Raw genomic sequence first — 14,705 nt, forward strand, 5'->3', positions numbered from 1 at the left:
CTTTTTTTGATGTTAAAAAAAGCCAGAGTTTGTGCTCTGGCTCATGTAATTTAGTCCGTTTTGTACAAAAAATGCTTAATGCGCTTGATCCCAGTTATCACCATGGCCCGCTTCTGCCACTAAAGGCACATTTAGCTGTGCTGCAGATTCCATCAATTGTTGTACTTTACTTTCAATTTCGGTCAAACAAGACTCTTCCACTTCAAACACCAGTTCATCGTGTACTTGCATCAGTAATTTGACTCGACCATTGCCTTCCTCTTGAATCCACTGATCCACCAACAACATCGCTTTCTTGATGATGTCTGCTGCCGTCCCCTGCATTGGCGCGTTGATCGCAGCACGTTCTGCAGCTTTACGACGCATCACATTGCGAGAGGTAATTTCCGGTAGATGCAAACGACGACCAAAAATGGTTTCAACATAACCATGTTGAGCGGCATTAGAGCGTGTGTCTTCCATGTACTGCATGACACCAGGATAGCGCTCGAAATATTTATCCATATAAGCTTGTGCTTCACTACGTGGAATTCCAAGCTGTTTCGCTAAACCAAACGCACTCATGCCATAAATAAGACCAAAGTTGACGGCTTTGGCTCGACGACGCTGCTCACTGGAGACTTGTTCAATCGACACGCCCATGATCTCTGCCGCGGTTGCCGCGTGGATATCTTTACCTTGTTGGAAGGCGTCAAGCAGTGCTTGGTCACCAGACAAGTGCGCCATAATACGCAATTCAATCTGTGAATAGTCGACCGCAAGAATTTTATAGCCATGTGGCGCAACAAACGCTTGGCGAATGCGGCGTCCTTCTTCATTACGAATGGGAATATTTTGCAAGTTTGGATCGGTTGACGATAAACGACCAGTGGCCGTCACGGCTTGATGGTAAGAGGTATGCACGCGCCCTGTGTGTGGGTTAATCATTTTCGGCAGCTTATCGGTGTAAGTGGATTTCAACTTCGCTAAGCCACGGTACTCCATAATGACGCTCGGCAGTGGGTAATCCAACGCGAGTTCTTGCAGCACTTCTTCTGCTGTCGATGGTGTGCCCGAAGGCGTTTTCTTGATAACAGGTAAGCCCATTTGCTCAAACAAGATGGTTTGCAGCTGCTTTGGCGAGTTCATATTGAATGGCTGGCCTGCGATTTCATACGCTTTTTGCTCTAACTCTTCCAGGCGCACGGCGATCTCTTGAGATTGCGCAGACAGTTTCATGTCATCAATCAACACACCTGTACGTTCCATACGTGATAACACCGGCACTAATGGCACTTCAATCTCTTGATAAATGGCGTTGAGTTTCTCATCTTGTTCAATATTGGCAAACAAGCGGTTGTGCAAGCGCAAGGTAACATCCGCATCTTCGGCGGCATAAACCGCAGCCTCATTTAAATCAATTTGATTGAAAGTCAGTTGATTCTTGCCTTTACCAGCCAATTGCTCAAACGAAATACAACTGTGCTGTAGGAAGCGCAGTGCCAAGCTATCCATGTCGTGCTTACCGCCCACGCTATTGTAAACGTAGGAAGCGAGCATGGTGTCGTGCTTGATGCCCTTCATCTCAATACCATAGCGAGCCAGCACTGAGGCATCGTACTTCAGGTTTTGGCCAACTTTTGCCTTCGTATCATCTTCCAGCAGTGGCTTAAGTTGAGCCAGCACCCACTCGCGATCAAGTTGCTCCGGAGCATCCAGATAATCGTGTGCGACAGGCACATAGGCAGCTTCACCTTCTGCCACAGCAAATGACAGGCCCACTAAGTTGGCGACCATGTAATCTAAGCTATCGGTTTCCGTATCAAAGGCAAACAACTTCGAAGCTTTCAGTTTTTCTAACCAAGCTTCAAATGTTGTTTGATCAAGAATGGTCTGATATTGGCTACGGTCAATCTTAACCGCCGCATTACTCACTTCATGTGGAACGGAAGCTGGTCCAGAGATTGTTGAAGCTTGATTCCTTTCAACCGCTTCCACTACGCCAGTGCCACCTTCAAGCAGCTCGTTTAGCCAAGATTTAAAGGCTAACTGGCCATAAAGTTTGATCAGTTCATCTTTGTTTGGCTCAGTTTTTAACAAAGATTCAGGGCTTTCTTGTAATTCCACATCAAGCTTGATCGTCGCTAACTGATAGGAAAGCAAAGCGTTGTCTTTGTTATCTATCAGCTTCTGTGCCATGGTTTTCGAACCACGAAAACCGAGCGAGGCAATATCATCAAGGTGGTCGTACAGTTTACTCAAGCCACCTATACCTTGAAGCAATGCGGTGGCAGTTTTATCACCTACGCCAGGCACACCTGGGATGTTATCCACTTTATCACCCATTAACGCGAGATAATCGATGATCAATTCAGGTGGGATACCGAATTTCTCTATGACCCCTTCTCTGTCCATCACAACATTGGTCATGGTGTTGATTAGGGTAATGTTGTCGTCCACCAGCTGCGCCATATCTTTGTCGCCCGTACTGATCAAAACGGGCATGCCTTGTAAGGAAGCTTGGTAGGCTAATGTGCCAATCACATCATCCGCTTCTACCCCTTCAATCACAATTAGAGGCAGGCCCATCGCTTGGATGACTTGGTGAAGAGGTTCAATTTGACAACGTAAATCATCTGGCATTGGTGGACGATTGGCTTTGTATTCCGAATACATATCGTCGCGGAACGTCTTTCCTTTCGCATCAAACACGACAGCAATTCGATCCGATGCAAACTGACGCATCATGCTACGTAGCATGTTCACCACACCATACACCGCATTCGTTGGGATCTCCCCATTACTCATAGTCCCAGGGTAAGCATGGAAAGCGCGATAGAGGTAAGAAGAACCATCGATAAGAATCAATGGATTTTCAGGAATAGTGGCCATAGTTGTAGTTATCCAACAGAGAGTAAATTGATCTGCTAAGAATGCCACGTATGCACGAGTGAATCCACGCTGTAAAAACAAATCCACCCAACAGGAATTCAAAGTGAACTCGCATTTTCACCAAAATTTGTGGATAACTCTGTTTATATAAATTATCCACTGGATATCCATAAGCAAAATCGACCCAACAAAATAACAATAAGCCATTGAAATAAAACAACTTAAAACAAGATCCACCAAAATAAACACGATCAATTTTTGATCCTGCATTGTGGACAAAGATAATCACCGATAGAAATTAAGTTCGAATACCTAGATAAAGAGATATAAAAAAAGCGACATCTTTCGATGTCGCCTAGCAAAATTGAGGTGAAACGATTTCGTAGAAAACTGCCGCTCCACCAAGAAGCTATAAATTACACTGGAAGCAATGTGAGCAATGTCGTGTCAAAAAGAATTCGTGCAAGTTCTTAGTCATCTGTTTCATCACCTTCTCAACACTGTGTATTGGGTAAATCAACATCCTTGTGAACTTTTCCTCATTCCCTTAGACGCCTTTAATAATAATGATTCTCATTTATATGTCAACGCTAAATGAGAAAAAATCTCATTTAATTATTTTGGGGCGTCAATCTGCCGAACACTACACTGCCTATTCCATAGTGGCTTTGGTCATTACCAGACATTGGAGCATTCTATCCATCATAAAAAAGACCAGCTTTGCTGGCCTCTGTTATAATAATGCGCTTAGTCTTTACGCTTTAGATACTGCGCTACTTGGGCATTTTCCTCAGCTAGCCATTGCGCAACGTCTTTGGCAAAGTAAGTCAAAATGCCATCAGCACCCGCACGCTTAAAACAAAGCAAGGATTCCAAAACAGTCTCACGCTCTTTCAACCAACCATTCTGGATTGCCGCTTTGTGCATCGCGTACTCACCAGAAACTTGGTAAGCGAACGTGGGTACTTGAAGCTCTGTTTTCACTCGGCGCACAACATCAAGATATGGCATGCCCGGCTTCACCATCACCATATCGGCACCTTCATTGATATCCAACGCAACTTCATGCAAAGCTTCGTCACTATTTGCCGGATCCATTTGGTAATTCTTTTTGTTTCCACCTTTTAGGTTGGATGCAGAGCCCACCGCATCACGGAATGGCCCGTAGTAGTTGGAAGCGTATTTGGCGGAGTAAGCCATGATTTGAGTATGAATGTAACCCGCTTCCTCTAGAGCGTCACGGATACGGCCAATTCGACCATCCATCATATCTGAGGGAGCCACCACATCCGCACCCGCTTCCGCATGCGACAACGCTTGTTTGATCAGAACTTCCGTTGTCTCATCATTCATCACATAGCCTTCTTCATCAATGATGCCGTCTTGACCATGGGTGGTAAAAGGATCAAGTGCGACGTCTGTAATGACGCCCATTGCTGGCACGTGCTCTTTTAATGCACGTACTGCTCTCTGAACCAAGCCTTCAGGGTTATAAGCTTCCGCGGCACAAAGGCTTTTCGCGTCTTGATTCACCACAGGGAAAAGAGCAATCGCTGGCACACCAAGCTGAGCAAGGTACTGTGCTTCTTCAAGCATCAAGTCAATGGAAAGGCGCTCTACGCCAGGCATAGACTCCACACTTTCACGGCGATCTTTACCCATTAAGATAAACATCGGGTAGATCAAGTCGCTAACCGATAGCTGATTCTCCGCCATCAAACGACGACTGAACTCATGCTTGCGCATACGGCGCATACGGCGCGCTGGGAATGGGCCTTGAATAGATACAGACACTCTCGTCTCCTTGTCTGGTGTACAGAATTGGCAAAATCATATCACTACGAAGGCTGCGCGCCAGCAACAATAAAGAAAAATCGCAAAAATGACCAAATGCTCACACTGGCGTATACTCTGCACACCTTTTGAACGCTGAGATAACCTAATGATTGACACTCATGCCCATATTTACGCCAAAGAATTTGACCAAGACCGCGACCAGGTTGTGCAACGCGCGCTTGAGCAGGGCATTGAAAAAATCTTGCTACCAAATATCGACCTCGATTCCATCGAGCCGATGCTACACACCGAAGCCACTTACCCAGACATATGCCATTCAATGATGGGTCTGCATCCATGTTATGTGGACAATAATGTGAAGCAGACGCTCGAAACGGTTCATGCTTGGTTTGCAAAACATTCGTTCATTGCTGTCGGTGAGATTGGTATCGACTTGTATTGGGATAAAACGTATCAAAAGGAGCAAGAATGGGCCTTTGTCACTCAGCTTAATTGGGCAAAAGAACTCGACCTTCCAGTGGTAATCCATACTCGTGATTCGATTAAAGAGACACTGGCACTGCTCGCCAAAGAACAAGATGGTTCGCTGTCTGGTGTCTTTCATTGTTTTGGTGGTTCAATTGAAGACGCAAAAGCGATCAACGATTTAGGTTTTCACCTAGGGCTGGGTGGGGTAACAACATTTAAAAATGGCGGTATGGATCTCGTGATACCTAGCTTAAATCTTGACTATGTGATTTTGGAAACAGATTGTCCCTACCTAGCACCAGTGCCTCATCGCGGCAAAAGAAACGAACCTTCATACACTCAACTCGTCGCCAATCGAGTAGCGGAACTAAGAAACTGCAGCGCCGCAGAAATCGCATCCATTACAACCCAAAATGCAAAACAACTGTTTAAATTGGCACCATAAATAACACAAACACAGTCGTTTAATATGTGTAAAACCTTGTTTTTAATATGTAAATTATAAATAGAAATGTAACTCCTAACGCTCAATTATGCGACACTTATCACATCAAAAAATGGCATCGTTCACGATTTCCATATATGATCTGTGCCGCAAATATTACAAGAAAAGTGAGAAGTTACATGTGTAATCACAGTATTCACTTACAACGTCATCATCGCTCGTTCTGGCACAAGATCATCGGTATCAAAGAGATCTATGTGTGTCAAAATTGTGGTCATACGATCAAAGTGAGATAAAAAAAGCGGCTTAATTAGGCCGCTTTTTTGTTTCTGCTATTCTTGCTCATGCTCTGATTCATCTCGCTCTTTACGTGTGTAAAAACGCGCAAAGAACAGACCGACTTCAAACAACAAACACATTGGAATAGCCAATAATGTTTGAGAAATCATGTCTGGTGGGGTCAATAGCATCCCTACAATAAACGCACCGACAATAATATAGGGACGTTTTTCGCTTAAACTCTTTGGATCCGTTGCCCCTGTCCAACATAACAAAATGATGGCAACTGGTACCTCAAAAGCAATACCAAACGCCAAAAACAGCGCTAAAACAAAATCCAAATAACTGGCGATGTCGGTGGCAAACTCCACGCCTCCTAAAGAGATGGCGGTGAAAAAGCCAAACACCAGAGGAAAGACAACGTAGTACGCAAATGCCACACCACAATAAAAAAGCAATGAGCTCGAAACGAGGAGTGGCATGATTAAGCGACGTTCGTGCTTATACAACCCCGGCGCCACAAACGCCCAAACTTGGTAGAGAATAAACGGAACGGCCAAAAACACTGCGACAATGAGTGTCAGCTTCAATGGTGTAAAGAAGGGAGACGCAACATCCGTTGCAATCATTGTCGCCCCTTCTGGCAATCGCTCTACCAATGGTGCGGAAATAAATTCGTAAATCTCACCAGAGAAATAAATTAGGCCAACAAAGACGATCAGCACCGCCAGTATCGCTTTCAATAAGCGATTACGTAGCTCTAACAAATGGCTGATCAAAGGTTGAGTCTGCTCAACGGTAGACATATCAAACCTCAAGTATCAAAACGGATCAAAAAAAGAGCTACCCAATGAGCAGCTCCCCTATGAGAGACTATTCGGTCTTGGTATTTGCCGCGGATGCTTTTGCCACCTCAGGAACGTCTTTATTCACTGGAACATCAGTTTCAACAACGTTTTGTGGTTTTGCGGAATTATCTGCATAAGGCCGATTAACGGATTGAGCAGCTTGTTTCAGTTGCTCGACGGAGGCTTTTAGCTCAGGAGACAGCTCTTCCATCCCCATTTGCTCAGCTTTACGCAAGTTTTCCTGTAGCTCTTGAACTTTGAGTTCATGAGCTAACTCATCTTTGACGCTGTTGGCCATATTTTTCGCTGCACCAACAAACCGCGCCACACTACGAATCGCATGCGGCAAACGTTCTGGTCCTAAAACAACCAGACCCACGACAAATATCAATACCAGTTCCCAAAAACCGATATCAAACACTTATTACGCCTGCTCTTTGTCTTTTTTAGTTTCGGTTGCAGCTTGCTTACTCTGCTGCTCTAGGCTTTTTGGCTCAAAGTCTGCGTCTTTCTTCTCAGACTCTTCTTCATTCATTGCCTTCTTAAAGCCTTTAATTGCACCGCCTAAATCACTACCAATACCACGCAGTTTTTTAGTTCCGAATAGCAATACAACAATGACAGCAATAATCAACAGTTGCCAGATACTGATACCACCCATTCTTTTTACCTCGGGTCTTTTGTAACAAAAATTAGATCAAGAGTTTAACGTCTAACGACGATAAGCTCGCCAACTGAACAGCCAAAATGTGACACCTGCAATAGCAGTTGCCAACGAAAGCTGCTCATAGGCGTTGTCCACCAATATTGCCGAGCATACGACTAATGTGGCCCCAACGCCAAATAAAAACTTTCCTGTTGCCTGCTGACGCTTGCTATCACGATAACCTTGGTAAAGCTGATCCATTCTCTGGTTCATCGCTTTGCCCTGTTTGAGACTGTCATAAAGAAGCTCAGGCAGTTCAGGTAATTTTTCTGCCCAATAGGGTGCACGATCTTTTACCGCATTGAACAGTGCTTTGGGCCCAACTTGGTTCATCATCCACTCTTCAAGGAAGGGCTTTGCCGTTTCCCAGAGATCAAGTTGTGGATATAGCTGACGCCCTAACCCTTCCACATACAGCAAGGTTTTTTGCAATAACACCAGTTGTGGCTGAACTTCCATATTGAATCGCCTTGCGGTATTGAATAGGTTCAATAGCACATGACCAAAGGAGATTTCACACAACGGTTTGGCAAAAATCGGCTCACAGACAATACGAATCGCAAATTCAAATTCATCAATATTGGTGTCTGCCGGTACCCAGCCAGAGTCCACATGCAGCTCAGCCACACGTCGATAATCACGATTAAAAAACGCCAAAAAGTTTTCCGCTAAATAGCGTTTATCTTCGCTATTTAATGTGCCAACAATGCCACAATCCAAACCAATCCATTGTGGGTTCTCGGGATGTTCAGGGTTAACAAACACGTTCCCTGGATGCATGTCTGCATGGAAGAAGCTGTCGCGAAAAACCTGGGTAAAGAATACACTCACCCCTCTTTCTGCCAACAACTTCATGTTGGTGCCATTCGCTTTCAAGCCTGCAATATCCGAGACTTGGATACCATATATTCGCTCAGAAACCATGACAGTTTCATTACTAAAGTCCGGATAAACTTCAGGAACATATAACTCTTCACTGTCGGTAAAATTACGTCTTAGCTGTATCGCATTGGCCGCTTCGCGACGCAAATCAAGCTCGTCCAGTAAGGTTTTCTCATACTCTCGAACCACTTCGATCGGTTTAAGACGACGTGCTTCAGGCATTGCTTTGGCGACTATACGCGCCATACGTCGCATCAGTTTTAGATCTGCATCAATGATGGGACGAATATCTGGGCGAATGACCTTTAATACCACTTCTTGGTTAGTCGTTTTCAACTTGGCGGTATGCACCTGCGCAATGGAGGCCGACGCTAAAGGAACTAGGTCAAAATCACTAAACCAAGTTTCTAGAGGCCGACCCAACGCTTGCTCCATTTGCTGCTTAGCCAATGCTCCATCAAATGGCGAGACTTGATCTTGCAGCAGTGCAAGCGGGTCTGCAATGTGAGGAGGAAACAGATCGCGACGAGTAGACAACATCTGGCCAAATTTAATCCAAACAGGCCCTAACTCTTGCAGTGCAAGACGCAGACGATCCCCTAACGGTTTTTCTGGATGCTGATTTTTAAGCCAAAACAAGCTTTTGCGCATCCAACGTGGTGCTTTGGCAAGTTGATGGTCTGGCAGTAGGTCATCCAAACCATATTCAAGCTGAACTTTAATGATGCGATAAAGGCGCTTTAGCTCTGTCGGGGTCATGCTTTCTCCAACAGTTTTTGCAGACGAGCTTCTAGTCTGGCGAGTTCACTTTTGACCTCGTCTACTTGGTCACAGAAGTAAGCCACTTCCAATGGTACAGGTGCCAGACGCCATTCTTCGGTAATCACCTGAGCAAGATGATACTGCTGCTTTTTCGCTTGACGCCCGACGAAGCCACCGACATTCTTTACCCCCTGAGCCAAAGAGTGAGCGACCACATCCCCAGTGACACGCGATACCCATTCCTCCACATCCGGTTTTGCATCCGTGATGAGCTGAGCAAACTTCTGCGCTAATTGAATGTCCCCTTCAAGGATCAGCTTGTCTTGCTTAATCAGCTTCGTGATATTGGCTTGCTCTCTCAGCTCAGGCAACACCGCCAATTTAAGCGACAAATAACAATCCGGTTGGCCTTCATAATTGGCTAATACATCGATCTGTTGGCTAAAAATAAACGTCAACGTTTTGTTCAGCTCCTGGAGATGAACTTGGATCACTTGCCCCTTTAAACGTAATAAACGTTTTTCGAGATCCGGATTGTCTTTCACCAGCACATTGAGGCTAGTTTCAATCACTGCGGTAATGAGTGGTTCAAATGGCATGGAGGCTCCTAAAATTTGTAGCCACGATGCAGGGCAACAATGCCACCCGTCAAATTGTAGTAAGACGCGCTCTCGAAACCAGCTTCTTCCATCATGCTTTTTAAAGTCTCTTGATCTGGATGCATGCGAATAGACTCAGCCAGATAACGATAACTATCGGCATCGTTGGCGACTAATTCACCCATTTTCGGTAATAGATGGAAAGAGTACGCATCATACACCTTGGATAACGGGTCAAAGACAGGCTTGGAGAATTCCAATACCAACAAACGACCACCCGGCTTGAGCACTCGGAACATCGAGCGAAGCGCTTTATCTTTGTCAGTCACGTTACGTAGACAGAAACTGATGGTAATGATGTCAAAGTAATCATCCGGAAATGGCAATTCCTCGGCATTCGCTTGGACGTAATGAACGTTACCGACAATGCCGCTGTCTCGTAGCTTGTCACGACCGACGTTGAGCATAGAATTATTGATGTCGGCAAGAATGACATGGCCCTTTTCACCCACGATACGGGAAAACTTGGCAGTCAAATCGCCTGTGCCACCACCTAAATCTAATACTCTCTGACCAGGACGTGCTCCGCTGCAATCAATAGTAAAGCGCTTCCATAGGCGATGGATACCACCAGACATTAAGTCATTCATGATGTCGTATTTGGCGGCCACAGAGTGAAAGACTTGGGCAACTTTAGCGACTTTTTCTTCTTTCGCCACGGTAGTGAAACCAAAATGGGTGGTTTCTTGTGTTTCTAAAGCTGTATTCGATTGCACGCTGATATCCGTCATTGTTTTTCCTCTTGGGCAGTGCTGTTCGACTTGGGCCAATTCATATGTGACAGGCCACGACTGCGGGCGATTAGTTTACTTTATCCTCAACGGGATGTCTTTCTACTAAAGAGTCATTTTGTGCTAATTGGGTCAAATCGGCGGAGATAGGACGCTTCACTTCCACACCAAGCTCTTTGAAGCTCTCTGCCTGACGGATCACATTGCCTCGTCCTGTCACCAGCTTATTCATCGCCCCTTGATAACTTTGGTTGGCTTTATCAAGTGCACCTCCGAGACCTTGCATGTCATCGACAAACAAACGCAGCTTGTCGTAAAGCTTGCTTGCGCGTTCAGCGATAATTTTGGCATTTTGACTTTGCCTCTCATTGCGCCATAGGTTATCGATGGTGCGTAAAGCAACCAACAGAGTTGTTGGACTCACCAAAATAATGTTCTGTTCAAGGGCATCTTTGACCAAGCTTGGATCAGCTTGTATCGCGATTTGAAATGCAGGCTCTACAGGGATAAACATCAGTACATAGTCTAAACTTTGAATACCTTTGAGTTGGTGGTAGTCCTTCAGACTTAACCCTTTAATATGAGCTCTAATCGCAGTGAGATGGCTAGTCAATGCCGATTCTCGCTCTTGGTCTGATTCTGCATGGAAATAGCGCTCATAGGCAATCAACGCCATTTTTGCATCGATCACCACCTGCTTATCGTGAGGCAAGTAAACAATGACATCTGGCTGATAACGCTTGCCTGCTTCATTTTGCAAACTCACCTGCGTTTGATATTCATGCCCTTCACGCAATCCGGACTCCGCTAGCACCCTCGCCAGCACCACTTCCCCCCAGTTTCCTTGTTGCTTGTTGTCTCCTTTGAGAGCTTGGGTTAAGTTGATCGCTTCACGAGCCATCTGCTCATTCAAACGTTGCAAGTTTTTCAGTTCGTGCACTAGAGTGTGACGTTCTTTAGCCTCTTGGCTAAAGCTGTCGTTGACCTGCTTTTTGAACCCTTCCAACTGCTCTTTCAGCGGCAGTAACAAGCCTTCTAGGCTCAGGCGATTTTGCTGATCGACCTTGGCGGTTTTTTCTTCGAACAACTGATTAGCAAGATGTTCGAATTGTTGCTTTAGCCTCTGCTCTGCCTGTTCCAGAATCTGAAGTTTTTCCTGATTAGCAACATTAAGCTGTTCATGGCGCGCCTGCTGTTCACGCAACTGTGTTTCCAGTCGTGCATTTTGCTCTCTTTGGAGTGCTAGCTCGTCAAAGTACAGCTGCCGCTCTTGCTTTACGGCATCGAAGTAGCGCAGTTTTTCAATCGCTGCCATCAGTTTTCCGTGCGTTTGCTTCACCTCATAAGCGGCTTGGTCGCGTTCGAGATCGTAGTCATCCAGCTCACCTTGCAGTTGTTGCAATCCCTGTTGCAATTGTTCAATTTTGTTTTGTGCTAACTGACGTTCAGTCTCAATCTGTTGCTGCAATAACTGGGCTTTTACAAGCAGTTTCTGTCTCTGCCACCAACTGGCAATACACGCCGCGACAAAAGCGGTGCCGGTTGCAGTCAAAATGAGAGTCTGATTATCGATAATCCATTGCATAGTAAGGAGTTCTAGAAGATGACAAGCGTGTTTTAATGGTATTTTGATACTGGATAAATGTCCAGTTTGTTGCACAGAAAATCCTCGCTTACACTAGGACTTTGCTTTGCTGACAACCTTTTGAGGACTTATGAACGAGCGTCGCGCCCTGGGATTTGGGCTTTCTGCTGTTTTGCTTTGGTCAACCGTTGCTACGGCATTTAAACTCACTCTCGCCGAGTTTACACCAATACAAATGCTTACGGTGGCCAGTATTGTCTCAGCTGTTGCGCTGATGGCGATCTGCGCTGCGCAAGGCAAACTCTCACAGATAAGTAGCACTTTTTTCTCTAATCCTTGGTATTACTTGTTACTTGGGCTCATAAACCCACTCGCCTACTATCTGATTTTGTTTAAAGCCTACGATCTACTACCCGCCTCACAGGCTCAAGCGATCAACTACAGTTGGGCAATCACACTCACCCTGATGGCTGCACTTTTTCTTGGACAAAAAATTCGAACACAAGATTGGGCTGCCTGTGTATTCAGCTATTTAGGCGTTGTTGTGATTGCAACAAAAGGAGATGTTCTCGGACTTTCCTTCGACAGCCCAATGGGTGTGGCGCTGGCGTTAATTTCGACTTTACTTTGGGCTGGATATTGGATACTCAATACCAAAAACAAAGCGGATCCTATTGTCGGGGTGCTGCTTGGATTTATAGTCGCCATTCCTTTTGCTATTGCTCTCACTGTCTACGAAGGTGAAAGTTGGGCGCGAATATCTCGACAAGGTTGGCTGGCAGTGACCTATGTCGGACTCTTTGAAATGGGCATTACATTTGTTCTTTGGCTTTCTGCGCTAAAACAAACCAATAACACCGCTCGTATCAGTAACCTAATCTTTGCATCACCTTTTATTTCACTGATGCTTCTTTCAACAATCATTGGTGAAGAAATTCATCCAACGACACTATTCGGTCTCATTCTGATTATCGCTGGTCTAGTGATTCAGCAACTAAAATGGGACAAACCCAAGCTTACCTCAACACGCTCATCTTGAACGCGGTTATGGCTTACTAACTGAACATGTTGTAAGCCATTTCACTTCCCTGCCCACGAATTTGATCGATAACAAACGCACGCCCAGGCGAAATACCCAATGCGCTTGCAGCGGGATGCTGTGCCAAATAGTGCTGCTTTTCTTCCTCTTCCAACATCGAGTCCCAACGTTTATTGATATCTCGAGCGAGATAGAGCAGGCACGCAAGTCGTTTGGCCAATTTAGCCTTACCTGGATGATTTATATTTTCAATGGCATCTTTCATTTCAGGGGGAAACTTCCACGCTTCCGCTAACTTTGCTCCTAACTCAGTCGCATCGGTACCCAGTACCTCGCGTTGCGCGCTCAGAGATGACTGTCCTTGAGCAATTTTGCTATTTATCTCTATCGCTTGCTCTGGAACTAATGAGTGGATCATCAACTCACCAATGTTATGCAGAACACCTGTCGTGAAAACTTCATTGGCATCGAGCTTTGCCTGATCAGCTAACTTACTGGCAATCATCGCAACTTCAAATGTGTTTGCCCAGTAGTCCTTAATGTTCATCGTTTCGATTTTTGGAAATGCACTATAGAGAATAGAAGAAGATACAAGGGTACGAACAGCCCCACTCCCAACACGAATAACCGCTTCATTGAGGTTGGAAAGAGGTTTGTTACCGGCAAAATGTGCCGAGTTAGCCATTCTGAGTAATCGGGCACTGAGCACCTGATCCATCGCCAATTTTTTTGATAGCTCAGAAAAATCAAAATTATCTCGATTGACCATCTCGAGTAATTCTTGCAGCACACTCTCAATCCGAGGTAATTCGTTGAGACGCGAAATCAGAGCTTCTTGGGACATGTCTATCTCCTTAAACCCAAACCATACCTAATTAATATAGGACACATTAATCAGGGTAGACTTATGACAAACTGATTTTATTACGATGATAAATGTGAGAAGCGGGGGGTGAGTAGGATATTTGCAATGACGTTAAAACAGAAGTGTTCCCTGTTCGAAAATGTCTTATTATCAAAAATGACAAAACCCAATCCGAAGACTGGGTTTCTAAATGTGTTGCTGACGGCTGGGGCTGCAGTCAACGGGCAAACCTTTTGCGAGACTCGTTGGTCGCAGACCAAAATAATACAACCGATACAAAAAAACCTCAGCATTTCTGCTGAGGTCTGGAATAAGTGGCGGAGCGGACGGGACTCGAACCCGCGACCCCCGGCGTGACAGGCCGGTATTCTAACCAACTGAACTACCGCTCCGCACTGGTTAGACATTTAAGTCTAAATTAAAAGCCTGGCGATGTTCTACTCTCACATGGGGAAACCCCACACTACCATCGACGCTATTTCGTTTCACTTCTGAGTTCGGAATGGATTCAGGTGGGTCCAAAACGCTATGGTCGCCAAGCAAATTCTTAAAATTCGGAAAGCTGTTTTCGTTCTCTACACATTCAATTCGTTCTTGCTTTGAGTCCATCAAAACCCTTTGGGTGTTGTATGGTTAAGCCTCACGGGCAATTAGTACAGGTTAGCTCAACGCCTCACAGCGCTTACACACCCTGCCTATCAACGTTCTAGTCTCGAACAACCCTTTAGGATACTTAAAGTATCAGGGAAGACTCATCTCAGGGCTCGC

12 protein-coding genes, 1 tRNA gene and 2 rRNA genes are annotated in these 14,705 nt (G+C 45.2%); 2 read left to right on the top strand and 13 right to left on the bottom strand.

From position 1 onward, the window contains the following. Nucleotides 1-75 precede the first annotated feature (75 nt). Nucleotides 76-2,871 carry a DNA polymerase I gene (polA, locus tag FC652_RS16265; RefSeq protein WP_176299417.1) on the bottom strand — a complete coding sequence of 932 codons (2,796 nt, stop codon included), beginning with the start codon at nucleotides 2,869-2,871 and terminating at the stop codon, nucleotides 76-78. A gap of 747 nt (nucleotides 2,872-3,618) precedes the next feature. After that, nucleotides 3,619-4,665: a porphobilinogen synthase gene (gene hemB / locus FC652_RS16270; protein WP_176299418.1), complete on the bottom strand. Its 1,047-nt coding sequence runs from the start codon at nucleotides 4,663-4,665 to the stop codon at nucleotides 3,619-3,621. Between the two features lie 148 nt (nucleotides 4,666-4,813). Between hemB and FC652_RS16275 the strand changes: the two genes are divergently transcribed. Then, a complete protein-coding gene (locus FC652_RS16275; protein ID WP_176299419.1) occupies nucleotides 4,814-5,581 on the top strand; it encodes a TatD family hydrolase in 768 nt (255 codons plus the stop codon). 332 nt (nucleotides 5,582-5,913) lie between these two features. Here FC652_RS16275 and tatC read toward each other — a convergent pair whose 3' ends face one another. The 7 genes from tatC to rmuC form a co-directional block, all read right to left on the bottom strand. Further along, entirely contained in the window at nucleotides 5,914-6,666 is a 753-nt protein-coding gene (gene tatC / locus FC652_RS16280; protein ID WP_176299420.1) for a twin-arginine translocase subunit TatC, read from the bottom strand. A gap of 67 nt (nucleotides 6,667-6,733) precedes the next feature. Then, nucleotides 6,734-7,129: a Sec-independent protein translocase protein TatB gene (gene tatB, locus FC652_RS16285; RefSeq protein WP_176299421.1), complete on the bottom strand. Its 396-nt coding sequence runs from the start codon at nucleotides 7,127-7,129 to the stop codon at nucleotides 6,734-6,736. Nucleotides 7,130-7,132: 3 nt separating this feature from the next. Then, nucleotides 7,133-7,369, bottom strand: a complete 237-nt coding sequence (gene tatA / locus FC652_RS16290; RefSeq protein ID WP_176299422.1) for a Sec-independent protein translocase subunit TatA — start codon at nucleotides 7,367-7,369, stop codon at nucleotides 7,133-7,135. Between the two features lie 51 nt (nucleotides 7,370-7,420). After that, complete coding sequence (gene ubiB, locus FC652_RS16295; protein ID WP_176299423.1) at nucleotides 7,421-9,055, bottom strand: ubiquinone biosynthesis regulatory protein kinase UbiB; 1,635 nt, start codon at nucleotides 9,053-9,055, stop codon at nucleotides 7,421-7,423. Continuing rightward, a complete protein-coding gene (locus tag FC652_RS16300; RefSeq protein WP_176299424.1) occupies nucleotides 9,052-9,657 on the bottom strand; it encodes an SCP2 domain-containing protein in 606 nt (201 codons plus the stop codon). Before FC652_RS16300 ends, ubiB begins: the two co-directional genes overlap by 4 nt. An 8-nt stretch (nucleotides 9,658-9,665) precedes the next feature. Next, a complete protein-coding gene (ubiE, locus tag FC652_RS16305; protein WP_176299425.1) occupies nucleotides 9,666-10,448 on the bottom strand; it encodes a bifunctional demethylmenaquinone methyltransferase/2-methoxy-6-polyprenyl-1,4-benzoquinol methylase UbiE in 783 nt (260 codons plus the stop codon). Between the two features lie 70 nt (nucleotides 10,449-10,518). Next, the gene (gene rmuC / locus FC652_RS16310; protein WP_176299426.1) at nucleotides 10,519-12,033 is read right to left on the bottom strand and encodes a DNA recombination protein RmuC; all 1,515 of its coding nucleotides are present in this window, start codon (nucleotides 12,031-12,033) and stop codon (nucleotides 10,519-10,521) included. Between the two features lie 130 nt (nucleotides 12,034-12,163). Here rmuC and FC652_RS16315 point away from each other — a divergent pair, with 130 nt between their 5' ends. Further along, a complete protein-coding gene (locus tag FC652_RS16315; RefSeq protein ID WP_176299427.1) occupies nucleotides 12,164-13,072 on the top strand; it encodes a DMT family transporter in 909 nt (302 codons plus the stop codon). Nucleotides 13,073-13,088: 16 nt separating this feature from the next. Here the strand turns inward: FC652_RS16315 and FC652_RS16320 are convergent, their stop codons facing one another. The 4 genes from FC652_RS16320 to FC652_RS16335 form a co-directional block, all read right to left on the bottom strand. Then, a complete protein-coding gene (locus tag FC652_RS16320) occupies nucleotides 13,089-13,916 on the bottom strand; it encodes an HDOD domain-containing protein (RefSeq protein ID WP_176299428.1) in 828 nt (275 codons plus the stop codon). 336 nt (nucleotides 13,917-14,252) lie between these two features. Further along, nucleotides 14,253-14,329 (bottom strand) — tRNA-Asp (locus FC652_RS16325). A 32-nt stretch (nucleotides 14,330-14,361) separates the two neighbouring features. After that, nucleotides 14,362-14,477: ribosomal RNA gene (rrf, locus tag FC652_RS16330) — 5S ribosomal RNA — on the bottom strand. 89 nt (nucleotides 14,478-14,566) lie between these two features. Next, nucleotides 14,567-14,705: ribosomal RNA gene (locus FC652_RS16335) — 23S ribosomal RNA — on the bottom strand; the annotation flags it as partial.

The sequence above is a fragment of the Vibrio sp. 05-20-BW147 genome (genome assembly GCF_013369385.1).
In the GTDB taxonomy this organism is placed as follows: Bacteria; Pseudomonadota; Gammaproteobacteria; order Enterobacterales; family Vibrionaceae; genus Vibrio; species Vibrio floridensis.